This window comes from Dactylosporangium siamense (assembly GCF_016862795.1).
Taxonomy (GTDB): domain Bacteria; phylum Actinomycetota; class Actinomycetes; order Mycobacteriales; family Micromonosporaceae; genus Dactylosporangium; species Dactylosporangium siamense.
This window is the reverse complement of record NZ_BONQ01000091.1, coordinates 67,577-88,986: the sequence shown is the minus strand read 5'-3', so window position 1 is coordinate 88,986 and position 21,410 is coordinate 67,577. Positions and strand designations below refer to the sequence as shown.

General features: G+C 72.0%; 14 protein-coding genes. 12 read left to right on the top strand and 2 right to left on the bottom strand.

Annotated features, from left to right (window positions below; genetic code table 11):
- Window position 1 precedes the first annotated feature (1 nt).
- The gene (locus Dsi01nite_RS30315) at window positions 2-970 is read right to left on the bottom strand and encodes an acetylxylan esterase (protein WP_203849716.1); all 969 of its coding nucleotides are present in this window, start codon (window positions 968-970) and stop codon (window positions 2-4) included.
- 344 nt (window positions 971-1,314) lie between these two features.
- On the opposite strand from Dsi01nite_RS30315, the gene Dsi01nite_RS30310 reads away from it, so the two are divergent.
- The 9 genes from Dsi01nite_RS30310 to Dsi01nite_RS30270 all read left to right on the top strand — a co-directional run bounded on the left by Dsi01nite_RS30310 (window position 1,315) and on the right by Dsi01nite_RS30270 (window position 17,081).
- Window positions 1,315-3,099, top strand: a complete 1,785-nt coding sequence (locus tag Dsi01nite_RS30310) for a right-handed parallel beta-helix repeat-containing protein (RefSeq protein WP_203849715.1) — start codon at window positions 1,315-1,317, stop codon at window positions 3,097-3,099.
- 63 nt (window positions 3,100-3,162) lie between these two features.
- On the top strand, window positions 3,163-6,135 hold the full coding sequence (locus Dsi01nite_RS30305) for an endo-1,4-beta-xylanase (protein WP_203849714.1): 2,973 nt from the start codon (window positions 3,163-3,165) through the stop codon (window positions 6,133-6,135).
- Window positions 6,136-6,147: 12 nt separating this feature from the next.
- Window positions 6,148-7,332: a polysaccharide deacetylase family protein gene (locus tag Dsi01nite_RS30300; protein ID WP_203849713.1), complete on the top strand. Its 1,185-nt coding sequence runs from the start codon at window positions 6,148-6,150 to the stop codon at window positions 7,330-7,332.
- Window positions 7,333-7,426: 94 nt separating this feature from the next.
- Entirely contained in the window at window positions 7,427-9,925 is a 2,499-nt protein-coding gene (locus tag Dsi01nite_RS30295) for a glycoside hydrolase family 2 protein (RefSeq protein WP_203849712.1), read from the top strand.
- A gap of 142 nt (window positions 9,926-10,067) precedes the next feature.
- On the top strand, window positions 10,068-10,421 hold the full coding sequence (locus Dsi01nite_RS30290; RefSeq protein WP_203849711.1) for a hypothetical protein: 354 nt from the start codon (window positions 10,068-10,070) through the stop codon (window positions 10,419-10,421).
- Window positions 10,422-10,486: 65 nt separating this feature from the next.
- Window positions 10,487-12,604 (top strand): hypothetical protein, encoded by a 2,118-nt coding sequence (locus Dsi01nite_RS30285; protein ID WP_203849710.1) that lies wholly within the window; start codon window positions 10,487-10,489, stop codon window positions 12,602-12,604.
- Between the two features lie 59 nt (window positions 12,605-12,663).
- Window positions 12,664-15,885, top strand: a complete 3,222-nt coding sequence (locus tag Dsi01nite_RS30280) for a BTAD domain-containing putative transcriptional regulator (protein WP_203849709.1) — start codon at window positions 12,664-12,666, stop codon at window positions 15,883-15,885.
- Between the two features lie 80 nt (window positions 15,886-15,965).
- Entirely contained in the window at window positions 15,966-16,136 is a 171-nt protein-coding gene (locus Dsi01nite_RS30275; RefSeq protein WP_203849708.1) for a hypothetical protein, read from the top strand.
- A gap of 111 nt (window positions 16,137-16,247) precedes the next feature.
- A complete protein-coding gene (locus Dsi01nite_RS30270; protein ID WP_203849707.1) occupies window positions 16,248-17,081 on the top strand; it encodes a DUF6745 domain-containing protein in 834 nt (277 codons plus the stop codon).
- A 164-nt stretch (window positions 17,082-17,245) separates the two neighbouring features.
- Here Dsi01nite_RS30270 and Dsi01nite_RS30265 read toward each other — a convergent pair whose 3' ends face one another.
- A complete protein-coding gene (locus Dsi01nite_RS30265; RefSeq protein ID WP_203849706.1) occupies window positions 17,246-18,244 on the bottom strand; it encodes a hypothetical protein in 999 nt (332 codons plus the stop codon).
- A 141-nt stretch (window positions 18,245-18,385) separates the two neighbouring features.
- Between Dsi01nite_RS30265 and Dsi01nite_RS30260 the strand changes: the two genes are divergently transcribed.
- The 3 genes from Dsi01nite_RS30260 (at window position 18,386) to Dsi01nite_RS30250 (ending at window position 21,408) form a co-directional block, all read left to right on the top strand.
- Complete coding sequence (locus Dsi01nite_RS30260; RefSeq protein ID WP_203849705.1) at window positions 18,386-19,492, top strand: sensor histidine kinase; 1,107 nt, start codon at window positions 18,386-18,388, stop codon at window positions 19,490-19,492.
- Window positions 19,489-20,145 (top strand): response regulator, encoded by a 657-nt coding sequence (locus Dsi01nite_RS30255; RefSeq protein ID WP_373318870.1) that lies wholly within the window; start codon window positions 19,489-19,491, stop codon window positions 20,143-20,145. Before Dsi01nite_RS30260 ends, Dsi01nite_RS30255 begins: the two co-directional genes overlap by 4 nt.
- A gap of 720 nt (window positions 20,146-20,865) precedes the next feature.
- Entirely contained in the window at window positions 20,866-21,408 is a 543-nt protein-coding gene (locus Dsi01nite_RS30250; RefSeq protein WP_203849703.1) for an ArsR/SmtB family transcription factor, read from the top strand.
- Window positions 21,409-21,410: the final 2 nt, after the last annotated feature.

Below are 21,410 nucleotides of genomic sequence, written 5' to 3'. Positions count from 1 at the left end.
CTCAGCCGAGGTGTTCGGCGAGGAACTCGGCGGTCAGCCCGGCCGAGTGGGTCTCGCCACCGGAGTGATCGCCGTACGGCCAGACCTTGAGCCGCTTGGGACCCGCGCAGTGCCGGTAGGCGGCCATCGTGGTCGACGGTGGGCAGACGTCGTCCATGAGCGGCACGGAGATGAGGGTGGGCGCGGTGATCCGGGCGGCGTGGTTGACCGCGTCGAAGTAGGACAGCGTCTGGAAGGTCTGCTCGATCCGGTCGGTGTTGGTCCGCAGGTAGCGGGTGATCTCGAAGTACGGGTGTGCGTCGGTCGCCTGGCTGGCGCGCCGGTAGTAGCACAGGAACGGGGCGTGCGCGACCACCGCGGCGAGGTCGGGGACGAGACCGGCGACGGTGAGGGCGAGCCCGCCGCCCTGGCTGCCGCCGGTGACCGCGATCCGGCTCCCGTCGACGGCGGGGTGGGCGCGGGCGACCTCGACGGCGCGCACGGCGTCGGTCATCAGCCGCCGGTAGTAGTGCCGCCGCGGATCCCCCAGGTCCCGGGTGAGATAGCCGTTGCCGGACCCGCCGCGCGGCTCCGGGTTGGGGTCGGGCGTGTCGCCGGGCAGGTAGCTGCCCTGCCCGCGGTTGTCGACGACGAGGGTGGCGAACCCGGCGGCCGGGGCCAGCAGCCACTGGTACGGCGTGGCCCGGCCGCAGTTGTAGCCGATGTACTCGACCACGCAGGGCAGCGGACCGCTCGCCGCGGCGGGCAGCAGCAGCCAGCCCTTGATCCGGTCACCGGCCCAGCCGGAGAACGTCACGTCGTGGACCTGCACGGTGGCCAGCGCGGTCGACACCGGGGTGAAGACGGGGTCGAGGTCGTGTTTGCGCGCCTCGGCCAGGGTTTCCCGCCAGAACGCGTCGAAGTCCGCGGGCTCCTCGCGGACCGGGTCGTAGTCGGCGAGCTGCGCCTCGGTGAGGTCGATGATGGCCATGCCGCAGCCTAGGCCGCGCAGCGCCCGGACCCGGAAGACGCAATTGAACTTTCAGTGAGCGGCCGCCGCCCAAACCCGGCTGAATCAGGGCGATAGGTGCTCCCGTTCAGTTCTTTCATAGCTGCCCCGGAGCCCGTCCGGCCGCTCGCCGTGCATCCGACCGAACCCCTCGTGAGCTGCCCGAATGCGCCTCTTCATGAGCCCGGGAGCGGGTCGCGCACGGCATTGTTGCGGCGGCTTTACCGGTCAGTGAACGGTGTGATCTCGACATCGATCGATCTAGCATTCGCGTCCACACCCCACCCACACCCCATCGCACCCCAGCAGGAGCATCAGGAGGAAGTGTGCGACACCGCAGATCGAGCATCATCGGCCTGACACTCGCGTCACTGGTGGCCGCCGCCATGGCCACCGCCATCACCCCTGGAGTGGCGCACGCGGCCACGACCTACTACGTGGCCACCAACGGCACCACGTCCAACCCCGGCACGGAGTCCCAGCCGTTCGCCACCATCAACCAGTTCATGGCCCTCGCCCAGCCGGGCGACACGGTCTACGTCCGGGGCGGCACGTACTCGATCGGGGAGACCTACCTCTCCGCCTCGGGCAACGCCAACGGCTGGATCACCATCCGCAACTACCCCGGCGAGACGCCGGTGCTCGACGGGGGCGGCTCCGCCGGGGTGGCCTTCTACTACGGCGAGGGCAACCAGGGCGTCGGCAAGGGCAGCTACGTCGTCATCGACGGTTTCGTCATCCGCAACTACTGGCGCAGCGGCATCAACATCGGCTGCTGCTCGGCGGACGGCTCCACCGACCAGAGCGTCTCCCACGTCATCGTGCGCAACAACGTCATCGACCGGACCGGGCAGAACGGCATCACGTTCATGCAGGCCGGCGACGTCACCGTCGAGCACAACCTGATCGGGCGGACGGGCTGGGACGCCGGCACCGGCTCGTGGTCCAGCGGCATCAACCTCTACGCCATGTACGGCACCAACAACCGCGTCGACGGCAACGTCACCTACCACAACGTCGACGTCTCGTCGTACCACACCGACGGCAACGGGATCATCCTCGACCTGACCTACGGCAACGGCGGGGTGACGATCCAGAACAACGTCGCCTTCGAGAACGGTGGCTCCGGCATCCAGCTGACCCACAGCGGCAACAGCCGGATCGTCAACAACACCACGTATGAGAACGGCAAGGAACCGACCTACATCAACGGCGGCACCGGGCTGGGCTTCTGGGGCAGCGAGGCGATGAACAACGAGGTCGTCTCCAACAACGTGGTCTACCAGTCCTTCGGCAGTGGGCTGCGCACCGACGGCGGCTTCAGCAACTCCACCGTCAGCAACAACACCATCGCCGGGCAGGACGGCTACCAGGACCCGGCGTTCGCCGACGCGAACGACGCCAACTTCCAGCTGCAGGGCACGTCGCCGAGCGTCGACACCGGCACGTCGTCGAACGCGCCCGGCAGCGCGCTCGTCTTCGACCAGCAGGCGTTGACCCAGACGACGAGCGACCAGCCGATCTCCTGGTACCGCTGGGCGCCGGACTTCGGATACATCCTCGGCCGGGGCGGGGTGGCCAACCTCTTCGGCAGCGTCGCCCGTCCGCAGGGCGGCGGCTACGACCGGGGCGCGTTCGAGCGGTCCGGCACCGGCGTCGACCCGGGCGGCAGCGGCAACCTGATCAGCAACGGCGAGTTCGACAACGGCACCACCGGCTGGTGGACGTGGTTCGACACGGCGGCCGCCGGCACCATCGGCGTCAGCGCGGCCGGGCTCAGCGGCGCCAACGCGCTGAAGCTCGACCTGTCCAACGGGGCGAGCTACGACTGGCAGGCGCAGGTCGGCCAGACCCTGCCGGTCACCGCCGGCACGCAGTACACGCTGAGCTTCCGGGGCCGCGCCGACGCCGCCCGGTCGGTGGGCGTCCTCGTGCAGCAGGAAGGCGCGCCCTACACCGCGTACCTGAGCGGCACCGCCAGCCTCGGCACGTCGGGGCAGACCTACACGTTCCAGTTCACCCCCACCGCCTCCGGCAACGCCTACGTGAAGTTCCAGGCCGGCGGCAGCGGCACCGACCTCTACCTCGACGCGATCAGCCTGACCTCCTGACCTTCCCGACAGCGGCCCGGCCGGCACCCGCCGGCCGGGCCGCGCCAACAGATAGGACGCAGAGTGAACCCTGACCGGAGCACGGGACGGTGCCGCTGGACGGCGCACGCCGGCGCCCTGCTGCTCGTCCTGGTCGGCGCGATCGCCCCGACCACCCCGGCCGGCGCGGCGCCGGCCACCTCGCTGCGTGCGGCGGCCGCCGCACGGGGCATCCAGGTCGGCGCGGCCGTCAGCACCGACGCGCTGACCGGGACCGTGGAGCAGCCCTACTACGACACGCTCGGCGCCCAGTACAACCTCGTCGTCGCCGAGAACGCGATGAAGTGGGACTCGATCCACCCCGAGCGCGACCGGTTCGACTTCACCGCCGCCGACCGCCTGGTGGAGCTCGCCGAGCGCAACGGCCAGCAGGTCCGCGGCCACACCCTCGCCTGGTATTCGCAGCTGCCCGCCTGGGTCACCGCCATCACCGACCCGGCCGAGGCCGAGCGGGTGGTGCGGGAGCACATCACGACGGTGGTCGGGCACTTCAAGGGCCGGGTCCAGGCCTGGGACGTGGTCAACGAGGCGATCAACGACGGCGAGCTGGGCGGCCTGCGCCAGTCCTGGTGGACCCGCGTGATCGGGCCGGACTACATCGACAAGGCGTTCCGCTGGGCACACGAGGCCGACCCGGCCGCGGTGCTCTACTACAACGACTACGAGACCGGTGACCTCGGCGCCAAGTCCAACGCCGTCTACGACCTCCTGCGCGGCCTCAAGGCCCGGGGCGTGCCGGTCGGCGGGGTCGGCATCCAGTGGCACTCCCGGCTCGACCGGCGGGTCGACGACGACGTCTACCGCAACGGCAACCGGCTCGCGGCCCTCGGCCTGCGGATCGCCCTCACCGAGGCCGACGTCGCCGTCGACCAGCCGGGCACGCCGGCGAAGCTCGCCGCCCAGGCCGACGTCTACCGCGACGCCATCCGGTTCTGCCTCGCCCAGCCGGCCTGCACGGCGTTCGTCACGTGGGGCTTCACCGACAAGTACTCCTGGATCCCCGGCTCCAGTCCCGGCTACGGCGACGCGCTGCCCTTCGACCGCGACTACCGGGCCAAGCCGGCGTTCACCGCGCTGCTCGACGCGTTGAACGCCCGCGCCGCCGGCCGGCCCGCCGCACCCCGGGCGGTCGCCGTCGACACCGCCGACCGGGCGGTGCGGGTCAGCTGGGCCGGCGTCGCCGAGGCCGGCGTCCGCTACGAGGTGCGCTACGGCACCGGCCGCGACGAGCAGGTCGTCCCGGTCACCGGAGCCACCCAGGTCCGCATCGCCGGGCTGACGAACGGGCGGCCGTACCGGTTCGTGGTGCTCGCCCGGACGTCCGCCGGCTCCGGCCCCGGCTCCGCGCCGGTGTCAGCGGTCCCGATGGCCGGCGCCCCGCGGGCCCCGATGCTGCGCCCGCTGCGGCCGGACCACAACACCCTCGCCGTGTCCTGGACCCCGGTGCCCGGAGCGACCGGCTACGTGCTGCGCTACGGCAGCACCCCGGCGGTCACCGACGGGCGCATCGACGTCGGGCCGGTCACGACGCACCGGCTCGGCGGGCTCACCGACGGCGTCCGGACCTACGTCTCCGTGCTGGCCTACAACAGTGAGGGCGACGGGCCCGGCGCAGCACCCCGGGATGCCGTGCCGGCGCTGCCACAGCACCCCACGCTCACCGCCGCCGAGACCCGCGCCGCCGTCACCGTCGACGGGCGGCTCGACGAGCCCGACTGGCGGCAGCTGCCCATCGTCCCGGCCAAGCCCACCTTCGGCCACACCGACGACACCGCGCGCGGCGCCGTCACCTGGGACACCGACAACATCTACGTCGCCGTCCAGGTTACCGACCGCACGCTGCGCCGCGACTCGATCGACCCGTGGCAGGACGACACCGTCGAGGTCTTCCTCAACGGCTCCGGCACCCTGCCCAAGCAGTACGACACCGCCTCGGACCGCCATTTCTTCCTGCGCTGGAACGACGACGCCGTCCACGAGCAGAACGGCAAGACCGACGGCGTGCGGTACGCCTGGGCCACGGCCCGGGGTGGCTACGCCGTGGAGCTGGCGGTCCCGTGGCGGACGCTGGGCATCACCCCGGGCGAGCGGGGCGCCCGGATCGGGGTCGACCTCGCCGTGGATGACGACGACACCGGAGGGCTGCGCGACGGTCAGCTCACCGCGTACGGCTACGAGTACAACTACCTGGACCTGTCGGCGATCGGGCCGGTGGCGCTGACCGTGCGGATGGCGACCACGAGCCTGCCCGTGACCCCGCTGGCGGGCTGCGTCAGCGACGACGGCGCCGGCCGGTACACCGCGCACTTCGGCTACGACAACCCGAACGACGGCCGGGTGGAACTGCCGGCCAACGCCTTCAGTCCCGGGACGGCCGACCGGGGCCAGCCCCGGCTCTTCGCCCGGGGCCGGCACGACGACGCGGTCCTCGTCGAGTTCGACGGCACGCCGCTGACCTGGACGCTGGGCGCCGCCGGCGGGACGCCCGCGCGGGCCACCGTCGACGCGGCGTCGCCGCGCTGCCCGGTCGTCCCGGCCGTGCCGATCTTCCTCGACGACGCCGCCCCGGGCTGGAGCCAGTTCACCTACCAGGCCACCACCGCGGCCGGCACCGACCCGGTGCACGGCGGCTCGGCGTCGCTCGCGGCGACCATCACCGGGGCGTACGGCCTCGTCGGATGGAGCAACCCGGGCGCACCGGCGCAGACCACCGCGGCCAGCGCCGTCGAGCTGTGGCTGCACCCGGGCGCGTCCAGCGCGCCGCGGACCTTCCAGGTCATCACCTCCGACGGCGGTGACGGCGCACCGGGCACCACCCCGGTCTACCTGACCATCCAGCCGGACGGCCAGTGGCACCGGGTGCTCATCTCCATGAGCGACCTCGGCGCACCGGCGCGGATCGGCATGGTCTTCGTCCAGGACGTCTCCGGCGCCGCCGGAGCGCAGCCCACCGTCTACCTCGACGACGTGCGGCTGCTGCAGATCAAGGCGAGTTGAGAGGAGAACCCCATGATGCGCACCCTCGCCGCCGCCGGCGGTGTCTGCGCGCTGGCCGCGACCGGGCTCATCGGTCCGGCCCAGCCCGCGGCGGCCGCCGCCCCGGTGACCCGCGCGGCCGCTGCCACCGGCTACGTCGCGCTGACCTTCGACGACGGGCCCGCCGGTGACAACAGCCGCCGGCTGCTGCAGATCCTCGCCCAGAAGGGGGTCCGGGCGACCTTCTTTCTGCGCGGGGACAACACCACCACCGATCCCGCCCTGGCCCGGCAGGAGTCCGACGCCGGGCACGACATCGGCAACCACTCGTTCACCCACCCCGCGCTCAGCGGGCTGACCGACGAGCAGGTCCGCTCGGAGCTGCAGCGCACGACCGACGCGCTGGTCGCGGCCGGGGTCCCCCGGCCGCGGCTCTGGCGGCCCCCGTTCGGGGAGGTCGACGACCGGCTGCGGGCCATCGGCGACAGCCTGGGCATGAGCCAGGTCGTCTTCGACAACGTGCCCGGCGACTGGGAGGAGCAGAATCAGGACCCGGCATACATCTGCGACTTCGTGGTCAGCCACGCGCGGGACCAGTCGATCGTGCTGCAGCACGACTTCTCCGCCGCCACCGTCGACGCGGTGGGCTGCATCATCGACGGGCTGCGGGCCAAGGGCCTCGAGCCCGGGCGGCTGATCCCGGCCGCCACCCAGTCGCCGCTGTCCGCCAGCTGGGTCACCGTGCAGCCGTGGACGTCGACCCCGCCGGCCGCCGCCACCCTGCACCCCGTCGCCGACCGGGACAACTACGCCGGCACCGGCGGCGCCGACGCCTGGATCAACACCAGCATCTGGCAGACGGCGTACTTCAAGTTCGACCTCACCGGCGTCGCCGGCGACATCGGCTCGGCCCGGCTGCGCCTGTACCGGGCCAACACCGAGGCCGGGCCGGTGACGGTGAGCGCACACCGGGTGGACGACGACGGCTGGTCGGAGTCGACCGCGCCCGGGTCGCTGCCCGCCGCCGGCGCGGTCGTCGCGCAGACCGCCGCCGCGGCCAGCGCCGGCTGGGTCGAGCTCGACGTCACCGACCTGGTCCGCGCGGAGCGGGCCGGTGACGCGACGGTCACCATCGCGGTGACCAGCAGCTCCGGGACGTGGACGAGCTTCCACTCCCGGGACGCCGGCGACAGCCGGCCGGAACTGCACATCGGCTGACGCACCGTCCCACCCCGCGGCCGCGCCCCTGTTCCCGGGGGCACGGCCGCGGGTTCATTGCTGACCACCCCTTCGCACAGAGAGCCGAGCACACATGCCAGAGCTGCACCTGCCTCACGACGGATGGCGGCTGTCGCTGCTGCGGGCGGCGCCGGACACCCCGGCGGCGATCGCGGCGGCGCTGCCGGTTCCCGCGACGGTCCCCGGCACCGTCCACACGGACCTGCTCGCGGCCGGCCTCATCGACGAGCCGTGCGAGGGTCGGGTAGAGGCGACGCTGGGCTGGATCGGCCGCTGCGCCTGGCGATACGAGGGATCGTTCCCGGTCGAGGCGGCGCCGCCGGGCGAGCGGTTGGAGCTGGTCTGCCACGGTCTTGACACCGTGGCGGTGGTCGCGGTCGACGGGCGGGTCCTCGGGCACACCCGGAACATGCACCGCACCCACCGCTTCGACGTGACCGGCCTGGCGCCCGGCGACCACACCCTCACCATCGACTTCCTGCCCGCCGACGAGGAGGCGCAGCGGCTGCGGGAGCAGCTCGGCGATCTGCCGTGCAGCTACACCCACCCGTACAACTTCATCCGCAAGATGGCCTGCAACTTCGGCTGGGACTGGGGCCCGGATCTGACGACCGCCGGCAGCTGGCGCCCGATCGGGCTGCACCGGTGGTCGGTGGCCCGGCTCGCCGCGGTCCGGCCCCAGCTCACCGTCGAGGGTCGCACCGGCGAGGTACGGATCGACGTCGAGCTGGACCGGGCCGGCGACGCGCCCCTGCGGCTGGTCGCCGAGATCGCCGGCCGGCACGTCACGACCGAGGTGCCGGCCGGCGCCGACCGGGCCCGGCTGGACTGCACGGTGCCGGACGTGCGCCGCTGGTGGCCGCACGACCTCGGCGGGCAGGACCGCTACGAGCTCACCGTGCGGCTGCTCGACGGCGACACGGTCCTGGACACATGGCGGCGGTCGGTGGGCTTCCGCGCCGTGCGGCTGGACACCGGCACCGACGCCGGCGGCAGCCGGTTCTCGCTGGTCGTCAACGACACGCCGGTCCTCGTGCGGGGCGTGAACTGGATCCCCGACGACCCGTTCCCGCACCGGGTCGACCGGGACCGGCTGCGCCGGCGGCTCACCCAGGCCCGTGACGCCGGCGCCAACCTCATCCGGGTCTGGGGCGGCGGGGTCTTCGGCGGCGACGACCTCTACGACCTCTGCGACGAGCTGGGGCTGCTCGTCTGGCAGGACTTCCTCTTCGCCTGCGCGGCGTATCCGGAGGAGCCGGAACTGGCCGGCGAGGTGGCCGCCGAGGCCACCGAGGCGGTGACCCGGCTCATGCCCTATCCGAGCCTGGTGCTCTGGATCGGCTGCAACGAGAACATCTGGGCGCAGCGCGACTGGGGCTGGGAGCCGGGCACCCGCGGCCGCAGCTGGGGGCTCGGCTACTACCTCGACCTGCTGCCCCGGATCGTGGCCGAGCTCGACCCGACCCGCCCCTACTGGCCGGGCAGCCCGTATTCGGGGGCCGGGCAGCACCCCAACGACCCCGACCACGGCACGACGCACCTCTGGGCGGTCTGGAACGAGCTGGACTACGAGCACTACCGCGACTCCGTGCCGCGCCTCGTCGGGGAGTTCGGCTTCCAGGGACCGGCCACCTACGCCACCCTCCGCGACGCGCTGCCCGGCGAGCCGCTGCACCCGCACAGCCCCGCACTGGTGGCGCACCAGAAGGCGGAGCACGGGATGGCGAAGCTCGACCGTTCACTCGCCCACCACTTCGGCGTCCCCGACGGCTTCGACGACTGGCACTTCCTGGCCTCGGTCAACCAGGCCCGGGCGATCGAGCTGGGGATCACCCACTTCCGCTCGCACCGGCCGCGGTGCCAGGGGACGGTGCTGTGGCAGCTGAACGACTGCTGGCCGGCGATCTCGTGGTCCGTGGTCGACTCGCAGGAGCGGCGCAAACCCGCCTGGTACGCGCTGCGGCGGGCGTACGCGCCGCGGCTCGTCACGCTGCAGCCCCGGGACGGTCGTCCGGCGCTGGTCGCCGTCAACGACACCGCCACGCCGTGGTCCGCGACGGTGCGGCTCACCCGCCGCCGCCTCGACGACGGCGCGGTCCTCGCCGAGCGGACGGTCACCGTCGTCGTCGCGCCGCGCGGCGCCGCGGTCCGGCCGCTCGACGCGTCGTTGAGCGAGCCGGCGGCGCCTTCGGCCGAGCTGCTGGTGGCCTCGGCGCCGGACGCCACCCGGGCGCTGTGGTTCTTCGCCCGCGACCGGGAGCTGCGTTATCCGCGGGCCCGGTTCACGGCGACGGCCGAGGCCGTCCCGGGCGGCTACCGGGTCACCGTCGCCGCGCAGACCCTGCTGCGCGACCTCACTCTGCTCGCCGACCGGGTGGACCCGACGGCGACCGTGGACGACGCGCTGCTCACCGTGCTGCCGGGGGAGTCGGTGGCGATCACGCTCAGCACCGCCGCCCGCTTCGACCCGGACCTGCTGCTCGACCCGTCGGTGCTGCGCTGCGTCAACGACCGCCCGCTCGGCGGCGATCTGGCGGGGGTGGTCGACGGGTCGGACTCGACGGTGGGCTGACGCCGCTCGGACCCTGCCGTCCGTCGCGTACCACCGGCCCCGCGGTACGGGTTGCGTACGGGCAGCGTACCGAACGGAAATGGCAAGCGCCGACGACGACCATCAACATGCCCATTGAGGTTTTCCTATGAAGGAGGCATGCGTGGTTCGACATGCACGGAGAATGCGGCTCGCCGCCGTAGTGTTCGCCGGTGCGTCGGTGCTGGCGGCACCGACGAGCGCGGAAGCGGCCTCGTCCAGCATCGCGGGGTCCTACGCCTATGACCTGGACGCCTCGCGGACGGTCACCGTCTGCGATGTCGCCCCCGACAGCAAGAAGGTCCGGGCCATCTACGGCGTGCGCGGCTACCTCGAACGGTCCGTCGAGAACGACGCCGGCAACGGTCAGTGCCGGACCTCAGCTTACGAGCCCGAGCACATCTTCCGGTTCAAGGCGTGCCGCAACGCCTGGGTCGACTGGTATTGCGCCACCAGCTACGCCTACACCGGGTACTGAGCCGATGGCGGGCCGGTGGCCGGTCAGTCGGTCGCCGGCCCGTCGATCAGGAAGGTGAGACGCTCGTGTCCCGGTTCCTACGAGCCGCCGCGGTGGCGTTCGCCAGCGCTGTGGCAGTAATGACCTGCTGGCTGGCGATCGGCTCGCACGAAAGCCACAATGCGGCGCAGCAGCGGAACTTCGCACGTTCGCCGGTCCCGGTCGGTCCCGCTGCCGCGGTCGCCCGGTACGGAGAGACGGCCGACGTGCTCGACGGGCGCCAGTTCCCGGTGATCGCACTGGTGCCGCTCGCCACCGCGGCACCACCACCGCCGGGGCTTCCCCGTTGGCCCGCCCCAGGCGAGGCGTGGCTGTCCCCGGCGCTGGTGGCCGCCGACCGGCACGGTGACCTTCGAGGCCGGTACGGTCGATTCGCCGGCAGCATCGCGCCCGACGGCCTGGCTGACCGCGACGAGCTCTTCGTCTACTACCGACCGCCGGACGGCGCGGCCGCCACGGACGGCACCTGGACCTCGATCAGCGGCTGGGGTCAACGGCCGCTCCAGCCGTTGTCGAGCGGTCTGCGGGCACCGACCTGGCTGACGGTCCTGGCGGTGAGCCTGCTGGTCGTGCCGGTGGTGCCGCTGGCCGTCGCGGCGGGATCTCGGCGGCTCCGTCGCGGGGCGCCGCTGCGCTCCGCACGGTTGTTCGCCCGGACGCTGCCGGCGGCGACAATCGGTGCGTCGGTCGCCGGCGGGCTTGCGTGGTGGCTACGCCACCACGGCGGCACCCTGTCGATCACGGACCAGCGGCTGGTCGGTGCCGCCGATGCGCCGATGGCCGCGGTGCACGTCGTCACGGTCGTCGGCGCCGCCGTGGGTGTCGCGCTGCTGGCCTCGCTGCGCGGAGTGTTCGCCGATCGCCGCTGGGCAGCGCGGCTCCGCACCGCCGACCAGTGGATCACCTCGAGCGACTGGCCGCGCCGGCTGGCGACCGCCGGAACCACCTTGCTGATCCTGGCTGCCCTCGGTGCCCCGGCGGGGCAATGGCTGCTGCTCGGCGGAGTCCTCACCATGCTGCTCGCCCTGCCGTCGATCACCCGGCGCGGCACCGCCGCAGTCGGGCGGTGGCTCCTCATGAGGGCCGAGCGCCGCCGTAGCCCCGGTGCCCCGGCCGCTGGACGATGGCTGCGCCGCGGTCCGACGTCGGTCGGGGCGTTCGCCGGCGTGCTCGCTCTGGCGCTCGTCGTCCCCGCGACCGTCATGGTCGGGGCAACCGTGACCGGCGCGGAGGAGCGCCGCGCCGTCGCCGTGCGGGACACCGTCGGCGCGCAGATCGTCCAGGTCAACAGCACCGGTCTGCACGTCGGCCGGGACCGGTTCCTCACCGCCGTCGGCACCGATCGGGTCCTGCGGATGTATCGCGGCGACCGATCGACCGTGCTGGTCGGCACCTGTGCGGCACTGGCCCGGCTCGGATCCGGCGCCGCGTGCCCGACGACGCCGACACCGACGGACGGGCTCTACCCCCAGTGGAGCAGCTTCGGCCGAGCGCTGACCACCCTGGGCATCATCGCACCCGGCCCGCACGGCGCGCTCGTGTCGTCGGTCGGTGAACCGGGCGAGCTGCGGGCCGTGCTGGTCCTCAACGCCGACGGCGAGGCCGGACGCCAGGCCATTGCCCGTGCCGCGTTCACCCTGCTGCCACTGCCATACGTGAGCCTCCCCGGTCAGGAGTGGCTCGGCGCGCTCCGCTACGCCGAGGACATCGCCGGCTGGATGCGCCTCGTCGCCCTGCTCGGCATCATCGTCGCCGTGGTCGCCGGGGTGCTCGGCATCGCCCTCGGCCAGGCCACGCACCGACGCATGACGGGGTCCGGCGGCACCCTCGCAGGATCCGGTTGGGCCCTGCTCACCTCGACACTGCTGGCCGGTGTGCTCGCCACCGTCACGGCGTTGGGGTCCGCGTTCGCCATGCGCGGCCTGAACGGCTCCGGCGACATCCCGGTCCTGGTGCTCATCAGCGCCCTGCCCCTCAGCGTCGTCGTCGCGGCGATCGTCTGCCTGCTGTGCACCCTCGAGTCGGCGACGAGGCGCCACCAGGGCCGGGTGGCCGGCCGCCGGCGACCATCATCCGGACCCGGCCCGGAGCTGGTGTCCGCCACCACGGTGTCCGGTCCGACCGAGCCGGTCGCGTCCCGCTGACCCGGCACCGACGGCGGGTCAGCGGCAGCTCCGGTCGTAGCGATGCCGAGCGCCGCCGGGTGCTCGAGGAACTGGTCATTGATAGTGCTGACCGCAGTGTCTTGTCGGTGATCGATCCGATGCGCGCGTGCGCGCCCCCGTATGCGATCCGTGTTCGCGATAGGGTCGCCGTCAACGACGCAACGGGGGGTTACGGCGTGGGTATGACTGCGGGCGACAATCGGCTGGGGCCGTTGCTGGCTTCCTTTCGGCAGCGCGCCGGAATCAGCCAGCGTTTGCTGGCGAGCCGTGCGGGGGTGAGCCTGGCCGCGATCCGCGATCTCGAGCAGGGACGGACCACACGGCCCCGGCGGTCGCTGGTGGACGCCGTTGTCATCGTGCTGGAGCTGACCGCTGATGCCGAGGCCGACTTCCGCCAGGCTGCGTTCGGCGCCGCACCGGACCGGCCGGTGCAACCTGCCGCCGGGTCCGTGCGGATCCAGATACTCGGAGCGTTGCAGGTCCACCGAGGACCGAGACGCGTGCTGCTGGGCAGAGGCAGGCGCCGGGCCGTGCTGGGACGCCTGGCGTTGTCCGCGAACGATGCCGTCTTGCAGACGGACCTGATCGACGTCCTCTGGGGCGGTGCTGCGCCATCGACGGCGGCGCAGGTTGTGCAGACCTACGTGTCCAGGTTGCGTGCGGCGTTGCAGCCGTTTCCCCAGGCTCAGGCGCAGACTCAGACGGGCGTGGTCAGCCGGACACCCCTTGGCTATCGGCTCAACGTCGACGACGAGGACCTCGACCTGACCGATTTCCGCCGTCGGCTCGACGAAGCCCGCAAAGCGGAGCCCTCTGCGGCCCTGGAGATGTTTGAGTCCGCGCTGGCGCTCTGGTCGGGTGACCCTCTTCACGACGTGCCTGAGCTGAGCAGCCACCCGATCGTCACCGCAGTGCTGGAGGAACGGATCGCGGCGACCCTCTGCTACGCCGATCTGGCGCTCGCCCACTGCCAACCCGAGCGGTGTCTGCCGCTCCTCCGTGCGCTCACCGCTGCCAACCCTCTGCACGAACCGCTCCACGCGCGGCTCATAGCGGCGCTCGCGGCCGGCGGCCTGCAGGCCTCTGCGCTGGACAGCTACGCCGACATCAGCCGACGACTCGTCGACGAGTTGGGCATCGATCCTTCCCCCGCCCTCGTCGACACGCATCGGCGGGTCCTTCGCCAGCAGCACGGCCAGGTCCGACCCGATCGGCGCGCCGGACACGGCCCGCCGCCGGCCTTCACGTCCGTGCGGACTGTGCCGTCTCAACTGCCCTTCGGTGTCCACGGATTCATCGGCCGCGTCGAGGAGATCGCGCAGCTCAACCGGTACGCCGACACCGTGACCGAGGCGGCGGTCATCGTCGGGCTGTCCGGCCCCGCCGGTGTGGGTAAGACGGCCCTCGCCGTGCACTGGGGTCACCATGCCGGGAACCGCTTCCCCGATGGCTGCCTGTACGTCAACCTCAACGGCTACGGCCCTCCCGAGGACGCCGAGACCCCCGAAGAGGCGCTACGGGTGCTGCTCGACGGGCTGGGTGTGCCGCCGAGGCGGCTGCCGGTCGGCCTGGACGCGCGCGCGGCACTGTTCCGCAGTGTCATTGCGGGCCGGCGAGTGCTGGTCGTGCTGGACAACGCCAGAGACGCGGCCCAGGTCCGCCCGCTGCTGCCTGCGGCGCCGGGCTGTCTGACGCTGGTGACCAGCCGGAGCAGCCTCACCGGCCTCGTCGCGGTCGAGGGTGCCATGTCGCTGCCGCTCGACACGCTTGGCCGCGACGAGGCGCGAGCCCTGCTCACCGCTCGGCTCGGCCGGTCAGCGACCGCGCTCGAGTCAGCAGCGGTCGAGGAGGTCATCGACGGATGCGCCGGCCTTCCGCTGGCCCTCGCGATCACGGCGGCTCGCGCCGCCGTTGCGCCCCGGAGATCCCTCGCCGTCGTCGCTCGTGGGTTGAGGCAAGGAGCACGGCGTCTCGACTCATTGGCCAGCCCGGACGCGACCATCGACATCCGGGCGGTCTTCTCGTGGTCCTACCGCCTGCTGCGACGGCCGACGGCGCGGCTGTTCCGGCTGCTCGGCCTGCACACCGGCGGCAGCGTCTCGGCGGCGGTCGCCGCCAGCCTGGCTGGCGACCGGCCGGAGGAGGTGGCGGCCGCCCTGGACGAGCTCGTCGAGGTGAACCTGCTCGTCGAGGTCGAGCCGGGTCGATACGCGTTTCATGATCTGCTCATGGCCTTCTCTCGCGAGCTGATCTCCACCGATCCGGAAGCGTCGGCCGGCGTGCGCCGCCTGCTGGATCACTATCTGCACACATCCGCGGAGGCGGACCGGCATCTTGACGCGTTCCGCTGGACGGTTCCCTTGCCGCCCTTGGCGCCGGGCGTCAGGCCAGAGACCATCGACGACCGCGACGAGGCGCTCGCGTGGTTCACCGGCGAGCATGCCGCCCTGATGGCGAGCGTGGCGCTGGCGGCCGCGTCTGAAGACCCCGCCGTCGCGTTGCATCCCACTCGCACCGCCCGCAACATGGAGAACTACGCGCTGCGCGCTGGCCGCTGGGGCGACGTGATCGTCGCGTCCCGCACCGCGCTGGCTGCCGCCAGCAGACGCGGCGACCGGATCGGCCAGGCACTGGCTCAGCACGGCATCTCGCGTGCATCCGGATATCTCGGTGACACGAACGGCGCCCGAGATGCGGGCCTGCGTGCCGCCGTGCTCTACCGCGAGGCCGGCATGCACGTGGGTCAGGCTGACGCATACCGAAGCGTCGCCACCGCGTTGCACAACGCTGAGCGTTTCGCGGAGGCTGTTGAGGTCGCTGAGCGGCAGGTCGAGCTGTACACCACGCACGGCACGGCGGCCGATCAGGCGCAGGGTTTCAACACCTACGGATACCTGCTGGCCGGCTCCGGCCGGTACGCCGAGGCGCTCGAGCCACTCGACCGGGCGCTGAAGCTTCAGAACTCGATCGATGACGTCTATGGCGCGGCGTTCACGCTGGACAGTCTCGGTCTGGCCTACCTCGGAACACACCGCCTCGCCGAGGCCGAGGACCACTACCGCGGCTCGTTGGAGCTGTTCGCGAGGATTGGCGACCGTTACAACATGGTATATCCGACCTGCGGTCTTGGTGACGTCCTCGCCGCCCGCGGTGACACCGCAGACGCCGACGGCATGTACCGGCGAGCGCGGCGCCTGTGTCAGGAGGCCGGCCTGCATCATCTGGCCGCCACCGTCGAGGATCGTCTCCGTGCCGGCTGACCTCGGCCCGGCCGGCGGCCCAGGCCGCGTGCTGGACGGCGCGGGGCAGGCGACGACGCTACGGCCCGACCTGAAAGCGGATGCGCCGGAGCGTGCTGCCCGGGGAGTCGGTGGTGATCATGCTCAGCACCGCCGCCCGCTTCGACCCGGACCTGCTGCTCGACCCGTCGGTGCTGCGCTGCGTCAACGACCGCCCGCTCGGCGGCGATCTGGCGGGGGTGGTCGACGGGTCGGACTCGACGGTGGGCTGACGCCGCTCGGACCCTGTCGTCCGGGCCCTGCACCTGCGTGCCTTACTTGATCTCCAACCTCGGGCTGGCTGGCATCGACCCCGGCTTGCGGCGCTGTGGCAGCCTCGCAGGATGAGGCTGAACGCGGAGCAGGCCGAACTGGTGGCCGGGCTGGCGCGGGACTGGCGGGCGGCGGCCGCGGTGTCCCGACCGCTGGACCGGGAGGCGACCGAGGCGGTGATCTGGTCGGCCTATGCGGACCTCGAGACCCCGCCGCCGCGGATCGCCTGGGTCGACTCGCCGCGCGAGGCGGCGCGGCTGCTTGGCGAGCTCGGTGAGCGGGCGGGTGGCGTCCTGCCCAGGAAGGATCAGCCGCTCGGCATCACCGGTTGGATGCACCCGCGGCATGTGATCTGGATCGACGCGGCCCTGCTGCATCAAGCGGGTTTCGACCTCGGTGAAGTCGACGTGAACCTTCTCGCGGACATCGCCGAGCCGTTCGGCGTCACCGTCTACGACTGGTACGGGCCGCCGGTGGAGGGCGCCCACGGCTACGAGGCTGACGCACTGCTGCGGGTGTCGGTACGCGACGCCGTGTGCTCCGACCGGTCGGTGCCCGCGCCCTGCGAGGCGTGGACCGGCGCGATGTGGGTCGGCTTCTACGATGCGGCACTGCGGCTGGGTCTGCTGGGCCCGCCGGAGGACGCGCCCGGCTACGTGCGGTACTTCGGCCAGATCGCAGACCTGGGCCGCTGCGGCGCCGGCTGGTGGTGGCCGCGCACCGATGTGTGTGTGGTGTCGCGCCGGCCGGTTTCGATGTCGGTCGAGCCGGAGGTCGTTTACGGAGGCCAGGTCATCCAGCGGGGCGACGCGCACCGCCTGCACCGCGACGACGGCCCGGCCCTGGTGTTCGCCGACGGCTCCACCTACGACGTCCGCCACGGCAAGCCGCACGCTGGGCCGTGATGACCCGGTGGCGCCGTCGTTGCCGCACCCCCGGAAGGCTCGGGAACTCGGCGTAGGTGTAGACGGACAGGTCGCGAAACTCCACGCCACGATTGTCCCCGCCCGCCACCCGGCCTGAGGTGCACCCGGGGATCCGGATGACGGATCCCCCGGGTACACCACGCTCACATCGAGCGACGTTGTCCCAGGCCTGGTTCCGATCGGTTGTGGCGCGGCGGACCGGCTGGTGCGAGTGTGGCCCGGCGGCGGTGGTACGCCCAGGTCGCCAGGCCCAGGGTGACACCCCACGGCAGCCAGATCAGGTTGCCCGCCCATGCTGCCCAGTTGGCCCGGTCGAACGCGATGTCGCCGGCCGACTCGGTGAGTGCGGCTGCGGTGAGCGCCCGCCACATGGTGACCCCGGCGCCGGTGAGGACGACCGCAACCGCCGTGGCCGGGACGGTCGCCAGCCAGCGGGGGACCCGTCGGCCTCGGAGCAGTGGCAGCCACGCTGGCAGCTGGGTGCCCCACGGCTGAATCAGTCCGAGTGTCAGCAGCCCGCCGGATACCGCGGCGGCGGCGAAGACGAGTTCCCGTGTCCGTCCGGTCGGGGTGGACACCATCGCGGTGGTTGCCGGGTCGATACCGAACGTGAGTCCGGCCGCCCACAGCGTGCGTGGTGCCGCATACGCAAGCGGACACGCGGCGGCCGCCAGGGTGACCCGCCGAGCCCACGCCGGATCACCAGGACGGCTGTTCCTGCGCCCGGTGGCGCGGGCGGCGCCGGCCCACAGGACCCCGCCAACCGAGCACCAAGCCTGCCCGACGGCTGCCGCTTCGACCCGTTCGCCATGCCCCACCAGCAGTTCCCCGACGGCCAGCAACAGTCGGCCGTCGGGGACGACCAGCAGCAGCACGGCTGCGGTCAGCCAGCCGACGACCCGCAGTCGAGGGCGGTGCGGCAACACCAGGGCGACCACGATGCCGGCCAAGCCGAGCGCGACGATGCCGGCGCCTGCTGGGCCGGGCTGCAGGCCGGTCAGCACCGCCCCCATCCGGGTCGCCCGGTCGCCGCCGCCGAAGGGAAAGCCCGGCCCACCGATCGCCCATGTAAGACCGGCCACTGCGGAGGCGGCCGACCACCCGGCGGCCACCGCTGCCCACACTTTCGCGTCTCGTCGCATGCGACCAGCGTGGCCGCGACGCCACGCCGGGCGTACCTGTCCAATGGCTGGACTCAGGTTCGATTCGCACGTCGGTCCAGGCTGTTCGGCAGGCGCGACCCGCTTCCCGGTTCAGTAGGGTTGGCAACCGTGACGATGTGGATGGCCCTGGGCTCGGCGGCGCTCACGATCGTTGCCGTGGTGGTGGTCATGCGCGGTGCACTCAGCCGGACCGACACCACCCTCGCGGTCACCGCAGCCGTCGTATCAGTCATCGTGACCGTTGGTATCGCAGCCGGCCGGCCCCCTGGCGAGGGATCCCCGGAATGGGGCGCCTCACTGCTGCCGTCCCTGATCGAACTGGCCGCGCTCATGGCACTCACCGTCCGGTTCGCCCACCGTGGCCGGACGGAATCAGCGCTCCTTGGTGCGGGCGCGGCCAGCCTGGCCATCGCCCTGCTCGTCCTTCGCCTGACCAGCCCGGCGTCATGGCCGGCCACGGTCGGCGCGGGTGGGCTGTGGGGCCTGGGAGCTGCCGTCGCCGCTGCGGTGGGACTCCACCTCCGCCGCCAGGACCAGCGCCGGGAACGGTACGCCGCTGAGGCCCGCCGGGCACAACGTCTACGCCTGGCCCGAGACCTGCACGACTTCGTCGCTCACGATGTCAGCGAGATGGTCGCCGGCGCCCAGGCCGGCCAGGTCGTCGGCGCCGACCCGGCGCACGCGGTGGCGCTGTTCCGGCGAATCGAGCAGGCCGGGCAACACGCCTTGGCCACCCTTGACCGCACTGTGCACATGCTCGAGACCCAGGCGTCAACACCCGGCTCCGGGCTGGAAGACGTGCCCGCGCTGGTCGCCCGGTTCGACGCTACCGGGCCGGTCCGCGCCAGGTTGACCTTCGACCCCACACTGACCGACTCGGTTCCGGTCGCCGTCGCTGCCCTTGCCTACCGTATCGTGGCCGAGGCACTGACAAACGTCCGCCGCCATGCCGCCACCGCCACGCTGGTCTCGGTCGACGTGACCCGCACCGGCCTGAGTACCCTTGCCCTCACTGTCACCAACGATCTGTCGGCGACCGCGGAGCAAGCGTCCCGAGGTGTGCCTGCCGGGCGCGGCCTGGCCGGGCTCGCCGCGGCCGCTGGGGCCGTGGGCGGTCGGGTCGACGCCGGGCGGCACGACGCCGGATGGCGACTGAGCGCCCAGTTGCCGTTGACGTCGGCGCGCGCCCGTGAAACCCAGTGCGACGACGTGACATGCCGAACATGACATCGACGAGGATCCTGTTGGCCGACGACCAGGACGGTATCCGGGCCGCCTTCCGGTTGATCCTCGACGCCCAGCCGGACATGACCGTGGTCGGCGAGGCCGCGGACGGAACCACCGCGCTCCAACTCGCCCGGCACCTTCGCCCCGACGTCGTTCTGGCCGACATCCGCATGCCGGGCCTCGACGGACTGCAACTCACCCGTGAACTGGCCGGCTCGCACGTCGTCGACCCGATCCGGGTCGTGGTTGTCACTACGTTCGACCTCGACGAGTATGTGCACGCCGCGCTGCGCCACGGAGCATCGGGATTCCTGCTCAAACGCTCCGGCCCGACCTTGATGATCGAAGCGATCCGGGCAGCGATGGCCGGCGACACGCTGATCAGCCCACAGGTGACGGTCCGGTTGCTGCGGCACCTGAGCGGCGCAGCAACCGGAAACGCGGACCGACCGGGACCGGACGTTCTCACCAGCAGAGAACGTGACGTCGCGCGGCTCGTCGCCACCGGCCGCTCCAACGCCGAGATCGCCAAGGAGCTACACATCTCCGTCGGCACGGTCAAGGGTCACCTCGCCGGCATCCACACCCGGCTCCAGGTCCGCAATCGGGTCGAGATCGCGATATGGGCTCACCAGTCCGGCCTGGCCAGCTGACCGCCGAAGACGAAGCAGTCAAGCCCGCCTTCATGGGCCGGAGCGGGCCGCCATCGGCAGGCAGCACGCGCATGGTCGGAGGCTGTGCCCGTTCCTGGACGGCATACGGCTCCTTCAGCGCGCGTGCCACCGCGCCGTCCCATTCGCTCGGCGTGGACCGCGCGCCGATGACCACGCCATCGCCCCTCGATGCATTGCAAGGCTTCAGGACAAGCAGCCTCCGACGCGCCATGACGAGCTCGACCAGGTCCACTGCCGATCCCTCCATGGCCCGAACCTTGCCAGGTTCCATGACACGGGTTCATGGCACGGTCGAGCGGAGGAACTCCACGTCATCGTGGCCGAACAGCTGGTGCCCCAGTCGAACGGCGCGCCGAGGATTACCATCTCCCCTGGGTTCGCCCGATCGGCCCGCCGCACCGGAACGCCGCAGAACGACGCTCGGGCGCCGAATGACTCGGCAACGGCTCCGTCGGCTGGTCGTCGACGTGGGTCGTCTGCACCTTCCTCTTCGGCGATTCGGGCAGCGTCAGGTGCTTGCTGCGCATCGCCGGTGGTTGGTCGTCGGGGCCGTCCCCAGTTGGATGATCCAAAGCATAGAGTGGGGCGAATGTCTTTACAAGCTATCTTTCGAAAGATAGCTTTCGTTTCGTGTCGGAGGCTACAGAACCAGCCCGCGAGGGATCCGGGTCACTCGCGGAGATAACTGACGCTCGGGTCATGCGTGCCCTGGCGCATCCAGTCCGGCTGGCGCTGATGGACGCACTCGCGGTGTCCGGACCGCTGACCGCAACGGAGGCGGGCAAGCTGGTCGGGGAGACGCCCTCCGCCTGCTCCTTCCACCTGCGGCAACTGGCGAAGTACGGCTTTGTCGAGGAGGCACCCGAGCGTCGGGGGCGGAACAGGCCCTGGCGGCTGGTGGGCCTGTCCGCCGCCATTTCCGAGACGTCCGGGGATGCGGAGCGGGACGCGCTGGCCCGTGGTCTGGTCGAGGCGCTGTATCAGCGCACCCTTGATCGGCTCCAGCGATGGACGCAGACCCGGCACCTGTACCCCCGCGAGTGGCGTCAGGCCACAGGCTTCGCCGAGACGATCTGGTGGGTGACACCGGAAGAACTGTCGGCCATCGACGACAAGATCGACGAGTTGTTACTCCTGTACCCGGAGCGCAGCCGCGACCCGGCGTTGCGTCCTCCGGGTGCCCTTCCGGTCCAGCTCGCGTTCTTCAAGTTCCCGCTCCGCCCTCCCGTTGCAGAGGAGTGACC